This is a genomic window from Citrobacter sp. CRE-46 (assembly GCF_059615875.1).
Window position 1 is genome coordinate 3,921,264 of sequence record NZ_CM184341.1, and the last position, 14,848, is coordinate 3,936,111.

Here is a 14,848-nt window from a genome sequence, read left to right on the forward strand (position 1 = left end):
GGCTTTTTTACGGCTGGTCTTCACAACGTACTTTACGTAAAAAGTCACTTAGCGAGCGATCTGCCGATTCACGAAAATGCCTGTCGAGCAGCGTGATCTTCAGACAGCGATCAACGCGAAAGCAGCGATAATCGTCACGCTTCTCGCACCAGGCAACCAGAAGCCAGTGCTCGCCCCAGAAAAATAATCCCAGCGGCTGAACGTCGCGCCAGGAGAGGTTCCCGGACTCATCTCGATAATGCAGCGCCAGCGTCTGCTGCGCCGAAACCGCGCGATGTATGAGATCGAAGGCACTGCGTGAATGCGGCTGATTACCAAAATCTGGCGCAAAAATCCGCGTTTGCTCGGCCCTGCGGCGACTCTCTGGCGGCAATATCGCCAGCACTTTTTCCTGCGCGGACTCCAGTGCCTGTGAAAGTGAATCCCCGCCCCATGTTTTCAGCAACCGAATCGCGACCATCAATGCTTCTGATTCGTGATGGGTTAACATCAACGGTGGCAGATCAAACCCGGCCATTAAGCGGTATCCGCTGCCCACTTCGCCTTCAATGGGCACGCCGGATAAAGAGAGATCGCGAATATCGCGATAAATCGTCCGTTCAGAAACGTCAAGACGTTCTGCCAGCAGCGCCGCCGTTGTCACTCGCCTGCCACGCAGGATTTGTACAATCTGAAACAAACGGTCGGCGCGTCTACTCATTTTAATCCTCTGGCCTGAAAATATTACGCGGGTTGATGTAAACCAACACGATTGCCTTCACTGTCAGTAAATAGCGCAATCGTACCAATGTCCTGCCCCAGTTCGAGCGGGCCAAACACGCATTGACCGCCAGCGGTGGCGACGCGTTCAAGCGTGGCAGCCAAATTGTCCGTATGCAGATAAATAATAGCGCCCTGCGCTGAAGGCGAAATACCGTCAAATTTAGCCAACGCCCCGCCAGGAGCGGGATCCTGATGCGGGAATACGGCCAGCTCGGCGCAGTCCATATTCTCCCGACGCAAAGAAACCTGCATCACTGGCTCATAAAAAGCGATGGCGCGCTCCATTTGTGCCACGGGAATTTCAAACCAGTTAATTACGTTGTTCATACTTCCTCCTGCCTGTGTGGGTAATCTCAGAAGGACTATAAGACAGGGCTACTGACAGCATACTGTCAGTAGTGTGGCGACAGAAAAAGATAATGCTCAGCCGCTAAAGCATAAGCAAAAAAAATCCCGACCTTGCGATCGGGATTCCAGTTCTTACGCTTCACACGCTCTGCGTCGCTTAAGGCAGAATCGACGGTTGATCCGCCCCTTCTTTCTCGACCTTCTGCTGCAGCATGTGCTCACGCTTCATACCCAGCTTCAGCGCCAGCGCCGATGCCACGTAGATAGAAGACGCGGTACCGATGGAAACACCGATAAGCATGGTCAGCGAGAAGCCTTCCAGTACCGGACCACCGAACAGGAAAAGCATCAGAATAACCATCAACGTCGTACCGGACGTAATCAACGTACGGTGCAGCGTCTGCGTCAATGACACGTTAAAGATTTCGTAAGGCGTACCGCGACGAATTTTGCGGAAGTTTTCACGAATACGGTCAGAGACGACGATACTGTCGTTCAGCGAGTAACCGATTACCGACATCAGCGATGCGACGATAGTCAGGTCAATCTCGATATGGAACAACGACAGGATCCCAAGTGTGATGATTACGTCGTGCGCCAGCGCGATAACTACCCCTGCTGCCAGTCGCCACTCAAAGCGGAAACCGACGTACACCAGGATTGAGATCAGCGCCGCCATCAGCGCCATCGCACCGGTTTGCGCCAGGTCTGCACCCACGCTCGGCCCCACGAATTCAATTCGTTTCACCGCGGCGTTTTGGTTGGTGGATTCATTAATCACACTCAACACTTTGCTACCCAGCACCTGACCGCCGTCTGCGCCTTCAGTTGGCGGCATACGCACCATAATGTCGTGGCTGCTGCCGAAGTTTTGCAGAAGCGGATCAACAAAGCCCGCTTTCTCCAGCGCATCGCGCATCACGTCCATTTCAGCTGGTTTTTCCAGCGTGATTTCAATGACCGTACCACCGGTGAAATCGAGACCCCAGTTAAAGCCGCGCACGCCCATAATCACGATGGCCGCGATCAGCAGAAAACCTGAAATGCCGAAAGCCCAGTAGTCCCAGCGCATAAAGTCCCAGACTTTACGGCCGTGGTTCAATTGTTCAACAGTATATTCCTGTGCCACTTCGCACTCCTCAGATTGACAGCTTTTTGACGCGCTTGCCGCCATACAACAGGTTTACGATGGCACGTGTACCGACAATTGCGGTAAACATCGACGTCGCTACCCCAATACCGGTAGTAATCGCGAACCCTTTAATTGCCCCGGTGCCGACTGCGTACAGGATAATGACCTTAATCAGCGTCGTAATGTTCGCATCGAAGATGGAGCTAAATGCGCCCGCATAACCTTCATTGATGGCCTGCTGTACCGAACGACCGTTACTCAACTCTTCTTTGATACGTTCGTTGATCAGTACGTTAGCATCAACCGCGACGGCAAGGGTTAAGACGATCCCTGCAATCCCCGGCATACTCAGCGTGGCTCCCGGCAACAGCGACATAATGCCGACAATCAGCACCAGGTTAGCGATCAGCGCGCTGGTCGCAATCAGGCCGAACTTCTTATAGAAGAAGATCATGAACAGGATAGACACCACCAGACCGGCCAGACAGGCTTCCAGACCCTGTTTGATGTTCTGCATACCCAGGGTTGGGCCGATGGTACGTTCTTCAACAATCTGAATCGGCGCGATCAATGCACCGGCACGTAACAGCAGAGAAAGCTGACGCGCTTCGTTCGGGTTGTTGATACCGGTGATACGGAAGCTGTTACCCAGACGAGACTGGATGTTGGCGATGTTAATCACCTCTTCCTGTTTCACCAGCACAGCGCGACCGTTGGCATCTTTCTTACCGCTGTCTTTGTACTCCACAAACAGGGTCGCCATCGGCTTACCGATGTTGTCCTTGGTGAAGTTGGACATGATGTTACCACCCGCGCTATCCAGCGAGATGTTAACCTGCGGCTGATTGTATTCGTCCTGGCTGGAAGTGGAATCGGTGATATGGTCACCGGTCAGGATCACGCGTTTGTACAGCACAACCGGCTGACCTTCACGAGACTGTTTCACTTCCGAATCACCCGGCACGCGCCCGGATGCCGCAGCAGACTGGTCAACGTTGGTGTTTACCAGACGGAATTCCAGCGTCGCGGTTGCACCCAGAATTTCTTTCGCGCGCGCGGTATCCTGAATACCCGGCAGTTCGACGACAATACGGTCAGCGCCCTGACGTTGTACCACCGGCTCAGCAACACCCAACTGGTTCACACGATTACGCAGAATATTGATGTTCTGCTGTACCGCGTATTCACGGGCTTCACTCAGTCGCGCATCGGTCATCACCGCACGCAGAGCATTGCTGCCCTGGCTGGAAATAACCAGATCCTGGTGACGCTTGCTCAGATAAGAGATAGCTTCATCACGGGCGCTGCTGTCACGGAAGGTGATGCTCAGGCCGTAGTTATCTTCTTTACGAACGGTAGTATAAGGAATGCCTTTTTCACGCAGATCGCTGCGCAGGCTATCGATATTTTGTTCCTGCAACTTACTCAGCGCGGTATCCATATCCACTTCCATCAGGAAGTGAACGCCGCCACGCAGGTCAAGGCCGAGTTTCATCGGTTCTGCGTGAATGGCTGCCAGCCAGCGCGGGGTTGCCGGAGCAAGGTTAAGCGCCACGACGTATTGATCGCCCAGCACGCCCATCAGCACTTCACGTGCGCGCAGTTGGGTATCAGTGGAGTCGAAGCGCGCAAGAATAGCACCCTCTTCCAGAGCCACAGACTTAGGTGTGATTTTATCTTCTTGTAACGTTTTCTGGACCTGGATCAGCGTTTGCTCACTGGCGGCGGCACCGCGCACGCCAGTGATTTGAACAGCCGGATCCTCACCATACAGGTTGGGAAGTGCGTAAAGCAGGCCGACGACAATCACGACGACCAGCATAATGTACTTCCACAAAGGATAACGGTTTAACACGGCAGTTCCCTTTGGGAAAACAATAAATTACAGCGCCTTCATGGTGCCTTTCGGCAGAACGGCAGCTACGAAATCACGTTTAATAACCACTTCAGTGGTATCGTTCAGCGCAATAGCGATGTAGCCAGATTCTGCTACTTTGGTCACGCGACCCACCAGACCACCGTTAGTCAGCACTTCATCGCCTTTCGCAATGGAGTTCATCAGATTTTTGTGTTCTTTGGTACGCTTTTGTTGGGGACGCAGGATCATAAAGTAGAAAATCAGACCAAACACCACCAGCATCAGAATCAGAGACATCGGGCTGCCCTGCGCCGGAGCACCTGTTGCCGCTACCGCATCAGAAATAAAAAAGCTCATTCAAATTCCCTCATTATTAAAATTAATCAACGTTCACAGGTGGAACTGGTCGACCCTGACGTTGGTAAAAATCGGTCACGAAGCTCTCTAATTTACCCTCTTCAATAGCCTTGCGTAAACCCGCCATCAAACGCTGGTAGTAGCGAAGGTTATGAATCGTGTTGAGACGCGCGCCTAATATTTCGTTGCAACGGTCGAGATGATGCAAGTAAGCGCGCGAATAATTGCGACAGGTGTAGCAATCACACTCAGCATCGAGCGGACTGGTGTCGCTTTTATGTTTCGCGTTACGAATTTTTACCACGCCGTCAGTCACAAACAAATGACCATTACGGGCATTTCGCGTTGGCATCACGCAGTCAAACATATCGATACCGCGACGTACGCCTTCAACCAGATCTTCTGGTTTGCCGACGCCCATCAGGTAACGCGGTTTATCTGCCGGAATCTGTGGGCAAACATGCTCCAGAATGCGGTGCATATCTTCCTTCGGCTCACCGACAGCCAAACCGCCGACAGCGTAGCCATCAAAGCCGATATCTACCAGACCTTTGACAGAGATATCACGTAAATCTTCGTAAACGCTGCCCTGAATGATGCCAAAAAGCGCATTTTTGTTGCCGAGACTGTCAAAACGGTCGCGACTGCGCTTCGCCCAACGCAGAGACATCTCCATTGAGCGTTTAGCATAGTCCCAGTCGGCCGGGTACGGTGTACATTCGTCGAAGATCATCACGATATCGGAACCGAGATCGTATTGAATCTCCATTGATTTCTCAGGATCGAGGAAAATCGGATCGCCGTTGATCGGGTTGCGGAAATGCACGCCCTGCTCGGTGATCTTGCGGATATCGCCCAGACTGAAAACCTGGAAGCCGCCGGAATCGGTAAGGATTGGCCCTTTCCACTGCATGAAATCGTGCAGATCGCCGTGCAGCTTCATGATTTCCTGACCCGGGCGTAGCCACAGGTGGAAAGTGTTGCCGAGAATGATCTGCGCGCCGGTGGCTTCAACTTCTTCCGGCGTCATGCCTTTTACGGTGCCGTAAGTACCAACGGGCATAAAGGCTGGCGTTTCCACTACGCCACGATCAAAAACCAGGCGGCCGCGACGCGCGCGACCGTCTGTGGTGTCCAGTTCAAATTTCATCTTAACTCCTGCGTCAGAAAAACAGTCCGACGTTAAATACTCATGCCGGAAATTTATTCCCCGACACGCTCAGAAATAGCCTGCGGATTGTACGTGATAAACATCGCATCTCCGTAACTAAAAAAGCGATATTCCGCTTTTACCGCTTCGTGGTAGGCGTGCATGGTGTTTTTATAACCAGCAAACGCAGAAACCAGCATGATCAGCGTCGATTCCGGCAGGTGGAAGTTGGTGACCAGGGCATCAATCACCTGGTATTTATAACCTGGATAAATAAATATCTGCGTATCGCCGAAGAACGGCGCAATGAGATCATTTTTGGCAGCCTGCGCCGCGCTTTCCAGTGAGCGAACGGACGTTGTGCCCACGGCTATCACGCGGTTGCCACGCGCTTTCGCCGCCAGCACCGCGTCAACCACATCCTGCGGCACTTCCGCATATTCAGAGTGCATAATGTGGTCTTCGATAGTGTCTACGCGCACCGGCTGGAAGGTACCCGCGCCGACGTGCAACGTAACGAACGCCATTTCAATGCCTTTAGCGCGCAGTTTCGCCAGCAGCGGCTCGTCAAAGTGCAGCCCCGCGGTCGGCGCAGCGACGGCACCCGGTTTTTCGCTATACACGGTCTGGTACAGCTCGCGGTCGGCGTCTTCGTCCGGGCGGTCAATATACGGCGGCAACGGCATATGGCCGATGGCATTGAGGATATCAAGCACGCTGCGTTCGTCGTCAAACGCCACTTCAAACAGCGCGTCGTGACGGGCAACCATCGTCGCTTTAATACTTTCATCGTCGCCCAATAGCAGCTCGGCACCCGGCTTCGGCGCTTTCGAGGCGCGAATGTGTGCCAAGATACGCTTGTCATCCAGCATGCGTTCGACCAGCACTTCAATCTTACCGCCGCTGGCTTTACGGCCAAACAGACGCGCAGGAATGACGCGGGTGTTGTTAAAGACCAGCAAATCGCCAGGGTTGAGCTTATCGAGCAAATCGGTGAAAGTACCGTGCGTCAGCGCGCCCGTCGGCCCGTCCAATGACAGCAAGCGGCAGCTACTGCGCTCAGCTTGCGGATAGTGGGCAATCAGGGATTCGGGTAGTTCAAAGGTGAAATCGGTAACGCGCATGACACTGACTCAGACTAAAATAAGAGGCGGGTAGTCTAGTGCCGGGGCGTTCTCCCTGCAACCTTTACCCCTCTGGATAAACGTTTAACTATGAATTTTCTTGCACATTTGCATCTCGCTCATCTTGCCGACAGCTCGCTTTCCGGCAATCTGCTGGCCGATTTTGTCCGGGGTAATCCGGAAACGCATTTTTCGCCTGAGGTGGTGGAAGGCATCTTCATGCACCGTCGTATCGATGTGATGACCGATAATCTGCCGCAGGTGCGTGAAGCCAAAGAGTGGTTTCGTAGCGAAACGCGCCGCGTCGCGCCAATTACGCTGGACGTGATGTGGGATCACTTTCTGTCGCGCCACTGGGCGGAAATCTCCCCAGACTTCCCGCTGGTAGACTTTGTGCGCTATGCCCGCACCCAGGTGACCACAATTTTGCCGGAATCGCCGCCGCGCTTTATTAACTTAAACAACTATATATGGTCAGAAAAATGGCTTGAGCGCTATCGTGACATGGATTTTATCCAGAACGTCCTGAACGGCATGGCCAGCCGCCGTCCGCGTCTCGATGCCCTGCGCGCCTCATGGTATGACCTGGATACGCATTATGATGCGTTAGAAGAACGTTTCTGGCAGTTTTATCCGCAGATGATGGAACAGGCGCAGCGTAAAACCCTTTGATTGTAGCCCGCATAACGCGCCGGATAAGCCTTAGCCACCATCCGGTAAAAGATTGATAGACAAAACCTGTCTCATTGATTGCCAGCGCCTCTTTGTCTTATTCACGAACACTCTCTATACTGGCCCGCGTTGCGTTCCAAAAACCCCTTAACATTGCAGGAGAATTATATGGTACTGGTAACTCGTCAGGCTCCGGATTTCACAGCAGCTGCGGTACTGGGTAGCGGTGAGATCGTTGAAAACTTCAACTTCAAACAGCATACCAACGGTAAAACCACCGTTCTGTTCTTCTGGCCGATGGACTTCACTTTCGTTTGCCCGTCTGAACTGATCGCATTCGACAAACGTTACGAAGAATTCCAGAAGCGCGGCGTTGAAGTTGTTGGCGTTTCTTTCGACTCTGAATTTGTCCACAACGCATGGCGTAACACCCCTGTCGACAAAGGCGGCATCGGTGCGGTGAAATACGCAATGGTTGCTGACATCAAACGCGAAATCCAGAAAGCCTACGGCATCGAGCACCCGGAAGCGGGCGTTGCTCTGCGTGGTTCTTTCCTGATCGACGCTAACGGCGTTGTTCGTCACCAGGTGGTTAACGATCTGCCGCTGGGTCGTAACATCGACGAAATGCTGCGCATGGTTGACGCGCTGCAGTTCCACGAAGAGCACGGCGACGTTTGCCCGGCGCAGTGGGAAAAAGGTAAAGAAGGTATGAACGCGTCTCCGGACGGCGTGGCAAAATACCTGACCGAGAACGTTTCCAGCCTGTAATTGGCATGAATCGACAAAAGGCCCGCAATGCGGGCCTTTTTTATGGGTTTATGTCGGATTACCCTTTTTCACTTCACGCCAGATTCGCCACGCCATCAGCGCCAGTACGGCGACGCCAAGGATTAACGCCCCCCACACCAACAGCGTTTTCCACTGGCTTTGTTGCTCAGCGACTGACGTTGCCGTCAGCCGACCCTCACCGCCCAGAGTAACCCGTTCATCCTCCAATGCCTGCGGCATTTTATCGGGATCGTTGTGCTTACGTAACGCCTCCGGGACCAGCATCGCCAGACTGATGCTCGCGGGTTCCGCCGCTTTGTTTCCCCATGCCAGGATAAACGGGCTTTGACCTTGCGCGTTAAAAATCACTTTATAGCTGTCGCGCTCCCCTCTCAATACGGGTAAGGTGGCGGGTAAACGCGCCTGAAGCGTCGTCATCCGGACCGCCTCAACTAATTCACCGGAAAGCGGAATATCATCCGAATACTGATTTTCCAGATTGTAGAGAACCGTTCGGGTTAAAGGCTGCCAGGCGTCTTTTTCTCCCTTGCGCCATTCAAGTTCAACCGGCAATACGCCTTCGTAATCCAGTGAAATCTTTAATGAGGTCAACGGTTGCGGCCTGGACCAGCGCCAAATCGCCTGGTTTTCGGCAATTCTCTCCGCTTCAGCATCCATCGAAACAGGCCGGGTAAGCGGAGGCTCCTCACGGGTTATCGCACTCACGCCGGTCAGATTTAACGCAGGGCTTTGCGAATCAAGAATCAGCAACAGCCAGGGGACACCACCAGCGGACATGCGCAAATCATCGACGCCTAAGGTGTCCATTTTCAACCGGTCGTCGCTATGCGTTAGATCCATCAGCGGCGCATTTCCTGTAATCAACCTCCAGTCACGTAAATCTCGGCTGTAATAAAGCGATGCCGTTCCCTGCCAGTTTTTCGCTGGCGCATCCCAGTTCAAACGCAACTGGGACAGCGATGGCGTCTCTTTGACATCGTCTGGCAAGGCGATTAAATAACTCTGCCCGATGGATTGAAGGTTTTCACTTTCGAAGCGAATTTCGATGCCATTTTTAGCACGAAGCAGGACTGCGGGTCTTTCATCATCTTGCTTTGGCGTCACCTGTTGCACCGTAGAATCAAACGGAAAAAGGCGCAGAGGAATCGTTCTCGGGGACGTTGCCTGCGTTTTTTCTGCCAGCAGAGTGAAAGGCACTACCTCGCCCTGACGGTTGAACACCCGGATATCACGTAAATCCGGCCAGACTGCCTCATGGTACACCGCTAAAGGGAGAGGCAGGCTATACCATTGCTCTGACCCCGGCGTTAAGAGCTTCATGCCGTTCGCGTAGTCTGCAGGCGCATCCGTAACCGTATTACTGCCCCACGCCGCGCCGGTTGCTCCTAACAGAGCACTCCAGAGAACCGCTTTAATCCATTTCATTTTTCTTCTCCAGCTTTCGGCGGTAAGGGTGAAAAATACCCGATAATCAGCACCAGAATGGCGACGCCAATAAACGCGACCGCGCGCGCCAGGCCGCCGCCTCCCGCGCTGTCCACCAGCATCAGTTTAATAATGACTATCCCCAGCAAAACGGCTCCACACAGCCATTCCTGCCGCGAGCGACGCCGGGTTGCCTGCAGCATCACCACCAATGCCGTGAGCATCCAGAACAGAGCAAAACAGGTTTGAATCAACCGCGAATCCCACAGGGCGTGTACATTCCACGCAACTTCACCATACCAGGACAACGCGCGCAGCAACAAACCATTAAGCCACCAAAAGCAGAGCGCCATCAGCGCCACAACCGGCCATGGGCGGCACACCGAAAGCTGCACCGGGAAATAGCGTTCAGACGCGCGATAAAACATGATCAACCCTAGCAGGGCAAAAGCTGCGCCCTCTTCCAGCGGGTTGAGCAACGGCAGATACGTCTGACGATAAACCACGCCATCCTGTAAATTCGTCAACACGAGCAGACCGACCAGCACCAGCGCAACGGGAACCATCGCCTGCACAGAATATAAGGCTGGCCAGATACGAAATGGCCAGAGCTTGCGCTGAACAGCTTGATAAACCAGGAAAATCAGCAACCCGCCAGCCGCCATCATCAGGCCGCTTCCCCACGCGGCCTTCCCCCACGGTAGCGCCTGGGCGAACCAGAACAGCTCAACCGCCAGCGCCAGTACAATCATCCAGAAGAATGACAAATGCGCCAGCCGGGAAAGCGTTGGCGGTAATATCTGTGCGTCACGCCAGAGCAGCGCCACTGCAACAATTAGCGCCGCGCACCAGGCCAGATTCGGCCAGCCCGCAGCAAAAATCTGCTGCCAAGAGATCTGATACATCAGCATCACCAGCATCGTCGGCCATAACAGCCATTTACTGGCATCCAGCTCCCGCCATGCCAGGCGACCAGCAATCGTACGCCAGCCCCAGACCGATACCGCCATTAATGCCAACACGCCAGACAGCACCCACCGCTCCTGCTTCAGGACGAGCTGCGATAGCGCAACGAGGGCAGTAATCCAGAAAAGTAAACCGCCAGCGAGTAGCCCCCAACTGCCCTGCATCCGAATGCTGCGCCATAGCCATGCGGCAGCCAGCCAACTGAGGCTAAGCACGGCAAATATCAGCATCACTGAGAGCGCAGTTGTGCCGTTCGCCAGCGCCCATAGCGCGCTGCCCACGGCCAGCACGAGCAGCGCCATACCGCTATAACTCATGCGTCGCTGCTGCTGTTGGATACCCAGCCAGAGGATCCCAAGTCCCTCCAGCGACCAGGCCATCGCCGTCCAACGGGCTGAAAGCGCCAACGGGATAGCCAGGGTAGTAAATGCGCCGCCAAGCGCCAGGGCAGCCAATACCAGCGGTCTCCCCGGCAAAGACGAACGCCGCAACGCCAGCGTCGCCAACACCAGATAGAAACCACCGTAGCCTAGCGCGCTCAGCGCCGGACCATATGCCATATGCCGCGTAATGGCGTACTGCATGCCAAAACCTACCAGCGGAGGGGCAAACAGCAGCACGCCATCAATAATCTGCTTGCCTTTTTCCTGCGCACGAAGCGACAGCGCCACGCTCAGCACGCCAAAAATAAGGGTGTTGGCGATCAGGAACAGTTGGCAGCTCAGGTAATACTCAGGTCGATAGTCCTCCAGCCCCCACAAACCGCCAACGCCAAAGGTAAACAGCAGGCCGAGCAGATTCAGCTCCCGCCAGTGCTGCCAGATGCTAATGGCGAGAATGCCGACCGAGAGCAGAAGATAGAAAGAGAAAAGCGCGACATGACTGCCGCCGCCGGAGGAAAGCAGCAGCGGCGCGAGATAGCCACCAAGGCTTGCCAGCATCGCCAGGCTGAGTGCCTTTTGCAAAATAGCCAGACCCACGCTCGCCGCGCAAATCGCCACCAGCAGCGCAAATGCCAGCGTCATTGGCAGCATTTGCCACAGCCGGAACGCGCCAAAGACGGTGAGATAGAGTGCTCCCGTGGCCCCGCCCTGTAAGATCAGCGCATAGACCGGTTGCTTATGCCGCAACCGCCAGCCCAGCGCCAACAGGACAATAGCAAACAGCGCGGCCGCCACCAGGCGCAGCTCAAGCGGAAACAGAGAATGTTCGACGGTGTAACGCAGCAGGAAAGAAAGTCCCAGGAACAGGAGCAATATACCGAGCTTTGCCAACGGGTTGCCCTGCATAAACCAGCGCACCAGCGATGATATCACCCCGCCAAAAGCAGAAGGCCGCTGGGCGTTGGGCGTGGAGACCGCCGCTTTATCCGGCTTTTGCTGTGAAGACCACGGGTTAACGGGTTCAGGCGTCGGCTCAGCGTCAGGTTCCGGCGCCACGCTGCTCATCGCAGGCGTTGGCGCATCGGCGGCAGCCTGTGCCACAGACTCTGACGCTACACCGCGCAGCTCAAGTTCCTCTACCCGACGGCGCAAGGCCGCCAGCTCAGAACGTACCGCCGCACTGCGTCTGTATGCCACGATCGCGAGACCAGGAACCACGACCAACGCGAAGAATAAAACAATGCAGCCAAGGGTTAGCAGCTCATCCATGTTTCCACCTTCACTGTGTAAAGACAGACCAGAATGACACAAATTGTTGCAGCTGTGCCATATCTGTTAACACTATGACCCGCTTTTCAGAAAAGCCAATCAGCCCCTGCGTTTGGCCAGGGGCTGTGATGAGAGATTAAAACGCAAAACAGGAACAACCCAGCGCGCCCCAGAAAGCCCTGTCATCTGACACCGGAATCCCCGACTTACGCGCGATGTCATGCTGATGACCGTGTACGCCGCAGCTACCACAGCACTGGTGCATCTGTACCATTGCGCCAATTTTCGCCGCAGCAGGCGGCGCTGAGCGATAGTGCCCCGGCACCTTCACCACCGGCGACCAGTCCGGCACAACCGGAATGGCTGGCGGTGCCAGCGGCGTGAAATGCCCGGCTGCGTACACGACTTTACCATCGACAATAGTCATCACCGACTCGATGCCTTTGATCTCTTCTTCCGGCACGCTGAAATAATCTTTAGACAGCACCACCAGGTCGGCCAGTTGATCTTTCTCGATACGCCCTTTCTTACCCTGTTCGCTGGAGAACCAGGCGCTACCGGCCGTCCACAGTTCCAGCGCCACATCGCGCGGCAGGCGATTGTTATCATCATACATCGCCATACCACCAACGGTACGGCCCGAAACCAGCCAGTACAGCGCGGTCCACGGGTTATAGCTGGCCACGCGGGTGGCGTCAGTCCCCAGCCCTACCGGAACAGCAGCCGCCAGCATTTTCGCCACCGGCGGCGTATGCTTGACCGCGTCTTTGCCATAGCGATCGACAAAATACTCCCCCTGGAACGCCATTCGGTGCTGAACCGCTATCCCGCCGCCCAACGCTTTGACGCGCTCGATATTGCGTTCGGTAATCGTTTCGGCGTGATCGAAGAACCAGTGCAGGCCATTGAACGGGATATCGCGATTCACCTTCTCGAACACATCCAGCATGCGGCTGATGGATTCATCATAGGTGGCATGCAGACGGAACGGCCAGCGATGCTCCACCAGGTGGCGAACCACGCGTTCCAGTTCTTCTTCCATACCTTCCGGCAGATCCGGACGTGGTTGCAGGAAATCTTCAAAATCAGCGGCCGAGAAGACCAACATTTCCCCTGCGCCATTAGCACGGTAGAAATCGGTGCCCTGTCCGGGCTTGAGCATATCGGTCCAGCGTTCAAAGTCCTCCAGCTCCTGCTTAGGACGCTGAGTAAACAAGTTGTAGGCGATGCGCACCGTCATCTGCTTGTTGGCGTGCAACTGCTCAATGATCTCGTAATCTTCCGGGTAGTTCTGAAAGCCGCCGCCCGCATCAATGGCGCTGGTCAGTCCCAGACGGTTCAGCTCGCGCATAAACTGGCGGGTCGAATTGACCTGCATTTCCAGCGGCAGCTTTGGCCCTTTCGCCAGCGTCGAATAAAGGATCATGGCGTTGGGTTTGGCGATCAGCATTCCGGTCGGGTTGCCGTTGCTATCACGCACAATCTCACCGCCTGCCGGATCCGGCGTCGCTTTGGTGTAGCCCACGGCTTTCAGCGCCGCGCGATTCAGCAACGCCCTGTCGTACAGATGCAGAACAAATACCGGGGTATCTGGCGCGGCTTCATTCAGTTCTTCCAGAGTCGGCATGCGCCGTTCGGCAAACTGGAATTCGCTCCAGCCGCCTACCACGCGCACCCATTGCGGCGACGGCGTTCTGTCAGCCTGCTCTTTGAGCATGCGTAGTGCATCCGCCAGCGACGGTACGCCTTCCCAACGCAGTTCCAGGTTGTAATTCAGACCACCGCGAATCAGGTGCAGGTGTGAATCATTTAAGCCGGGGATCACCGTATGTCCTTGCAGATCGACAATCTGCGTTCCTTCGGCGGCAAAGCTCATGATCCGGTCGTGGTTACCGGTCGCCAGGATCTTCCCGTTGGCGATCGCGACCGCCTCGACCTGTGGGCTTTGTCTGTCGAGAGTATGAATTTTTCCGTGAGTCAGAATCAGTGTGGCAGTTTGCGACATAACAATCTCCTGAGAAACCGGTCAGGCTTTTTTCAGCCATCCGGCAAACAGACGGGTTACGATGGGCATCCAGAACCAGACCACCAGCGCAACCACACACGCATCATTGATAAGATGCAGGAGTAACGAGCCCTTCATTGCAGGCAGCACAATGCCGGTCAACCACGGCACCAGGTTAGTGCTGGGAAAAATCACCAGCAGAGTTATCAGGAACTGTTTCCAGCGCCTGGGCTGGCGTACATGGGGCGCGGGCGGCGTAAACCAGAACGCCGCTTCGGTACGAATTTCGGTTTTGTCACCTTCTGCCAGCAGCGGAGCTATCTCTTCCACCAGCACACGGCGCGTATCGGACTGGGTCCAGTTGTACAAATGCTCCAGCGTGTCGAAGCGGATAATAATGTTCCACAGATTCTCGCCCTCCGCAGGGCGAATCACATTCGCCCCGAGATGACCGGGAAACTCGGCCGCCACCGGCATGATTTTCCCCAGCCACTGCTCATACCGCCGCGCCTGCTCAGGCTGCAGGGTATGGGTAATCACCAACGTCACATGTTTGTTCTGCGCCATGAAGGGTTCCTTGTTGAGAGGAAACAGACCGCTTAGGC

General features: G+C 54.9%; 13 protein-coding genes. 2 read left to right on the plus strand and 11 right to left on the minus strand.

The annotated features are described in order from the left end of the window. Nucleotides 1-7: 7 nt before the first annotated feature. The 7 genes from AC534G_RS19245 to queA form a co-directional block, all read right to left on the minus strand. Nucleotides 8-700 (minus strand): helix-turn-helix transcriptional regulator, encoded by a 693-nt coding sequence (locus AC534G_RS19245; RefSeq protein WP_038638197.1) that lies wholly within the window; start codon nucleotides 698-700, stop codon nucleotides 8-10. Between the two features lie 23 nt (nucleotides 701-723). Next, a complete protein-coding gene (locus AC534G_RS19250) occupies nucleotides 724-1,089 on the minus strand; it encodes a VOC family protein (protein WP_069323951.1) in 366 nt (121 codons plus the stop codon). A 178-nt stretch (nucleotides 1,090-1,267) separates the two neighbouring features. Next, nucleotides 1,268-2,239 (minus strand): protein translocase subunit SecF, encoded by a 972-nt coding sequence (secF, locus tag AC534G_RS19255; protein ID WP_038638190.1) that lies wholly within the window; start codon nucleotides 2,237-2,239, stop codon nucleotides 1,268-1,270. Between the two features lie 10 nt (nucleotides 2,240-2,249). Beyond that, nucleotides 2,250-4,097, minus strand: coding sequence for a protein translocase subunit SecD (secD, locus tag AC534G_RS19260; protein ID WP_071888113.1), 1,848 nt, complete (start codon nucleotides 4,095-4,097; stop codon nucleotides 2,250-2,252). A gap of 27 nt (nucleotides 4,098-4,124) precedes the next feature. After that, entirely contained in the window at nucleotides 4,125-4,457 is a 333-nt protein-coding gene (gene yajC, locus AC534G_RS19265) for a preprotein translocase subunit YajC (RefSeq protein WP_003021544.1), read from the minus strand. A gap of 22 nt (nucleotides 4,458-4,479) precedes the next feature. After that, nucleotides 4,480-5,607, minus strand: coding sequence for a tRNA guanosine(34) transglycosylase Tgt (gene tgt, locus AC534G_RS19270; protein ID WP_003021535.1), 1,128 nt, complete (start codon nucleotides 5,605-5,607; stop codon nucleotides 4,480-4,482). A 53-nt stretch (nucleotides 5,608-5,660) separates the two neighbouring features. Further along, nucleotides 5,661-6,731, minus strand: coding sequence for a tRNA preQ1(34) S-adenosylmethionine ribosyltransferase-isomerase QueA (gene queA, locus AC534G_RS19275; protein ID WP_069323950.1), 1,071 nt, complete (start codon nucleotides 6,729-6,731; stop codon nucleotides 5,661-5,663). Nucleotides 6,732-6,821: 90 nt separating this feature from the next. Between queA and acpH the strand changes: the two genes are divergently transcribed. Continuing rightward, nucleotides 6,822-7,403 (plus strand): ACP phosphodiesterase, encoded by a 582-nt coding sequence (gene acpH, locus AC534G_RS19280; protein ID WP_038638179.1) that lies wholly within the window; start codon nucleotides 6,822-6,824, stop codon nucleotides 7,401-7,403. 168 nt (nucleotides 7,404-7,571) lie between these two features. Further along, entirely contained in the window at nucleotides 7,572-8,174 is a 603-nt protein-coding gene (locus tag AC534G_RS19285) for a peroxiredoxin (RefSeq protein WP_003021524.1), read from the plus strand. Between the two features lie 48 nt (nucleotides 8,175-8,222). Here AC534G_RS19285 and AC534G_RS19290 read toward each other — a convergent pair whose 3' ends face one another. From AC534G_RS19290 to AC534G_RS19305, 4 genes are all read right to left on the minus strand, one after another. After that, nucleotides 8,223-9,620: a DUF3999 domain-containing protein gene (locus tag AC534G_RS19290; RefSeq protein ID WP_110498641.1), complete on the minus strand. Its 1,398-nt coding sequence runs from the start codon at nucleotides 9,618-9,620 to the stop codon at nucleotides 8,223-8,225. Continuing rightward, entirely contained in the window at nucleotides 9,617-12,238 is a 2,622-nt protein-coding gene (locus AC534G_RS19295) for a DUF2339 domain-containing protein (RefSeq protein WP_110498642.1), read from the minus strand. The genes AC534G_RS19290 and AC534G_RS19295 overlap by 4 nt, the downstream gene beginning before the upstream one ends. A 136-nt stretch (nucleotides 12,239-12,374) precedes the next feature. Next, complete coding sequence (locus AC534G_RS19300; protein WP_110498643.1) at nucleotides 12,375-14,243, minus strand: amidohydrolase; 1,869 nt, start codon at nucleotides 14,241-14,243, stop codon at nucleotides 12,375-12,377. 21 nt (nucleotides 14,244-14,264) lie between these two features. Beyond that, the gene (locus AC534G_RS19305) at nucleotides 14,265-14,810 is read right to left on the minus strand and encodes an antibiotic biosynthesis monooxygenase (RefSeq protein ID WP_038638169.1); all 546 of its coding nucleotides are present in this window, start codon (nucleotides 14,808-14,810) and stop codon (nucleotides 14,265-14,267) included. Nucleotides 14,811-14,848: the final 38 nt, after the last annotated feature.

Coding starts and splice junctions, on each gene's coding strand:
- AC534G_RS19245 (WP_038638197.1), bottom strand. CDS start 700: ATGAGTAGACGCGCCGACCGTTTGTTTCAGATTGTACAAATCCTGCGT.
- AC534G_RS19250 (WP_069323951.1), bottom strand. CDS start 1,089: ATGAACAACGTAATTAACTGGTTTGAAATTCCCGTGGCACAAATGGAG.
- yajC (WP_003021544.1), bottom strand. CDS start 4,457: ATGAGCTTTTTTATTTCTGATGCGGTAGCGGCAACAGGTGCTCCGGCG.
- tgt (WP_003021535.1), bottom strand. CDS start 5,607: ATGAAATTTGAACTGGACACCACAGACGGTCGCGCGCGTCGCGGCCGC.
- queA (WP_069323950.1), bottom strand. CDS start 6,731: ATGCGCGTTACCGATTTCACCTTTGAACTACCCGAATCCCTGATTGCC.
- acpH (WP_038638179.1), top strand. CDS start 6,822: ATGAATTTTCTTGCACATTTGCATCTCGCTCATCTTGCCGACAGCTCG.
- AC534G_RS19285 (WP_003021524.1), top strand. CDS start 7,572: ATGGTACTGGTAACTCGTCAGGCTCCGGATTTCACAGCAGCTGCGGTA.
- AC534G_RS19290 (WP_110498641.1), bottom strand. CDS start 9,620: ATGAAATGGATTAAAGCGGTTCTCTGGAGTGCTCTGTTAGGAGCAACC.
- AC534G_RS19295 (WP_110498642.1), bottom strand. CDS start 12,238: ATGGATGAGCTGCTAACCCTTGGCTGCATTGTTTTATTCTTCGCGTTG.
- AC534G_RS19300 (WP_110498643.1), bottom strand. CDS start 14,243: ATGTCGCAAACTGCCACACTGATTCTGACTCACGGAAAAATTCATACT.
- AC534G_RS19305 (WP_038638169.1), bottom strand. CDS start 14,810: ATGGCGCAGAACAAACATGTGACGTTGGTGATTACCCATACCCTGCAG.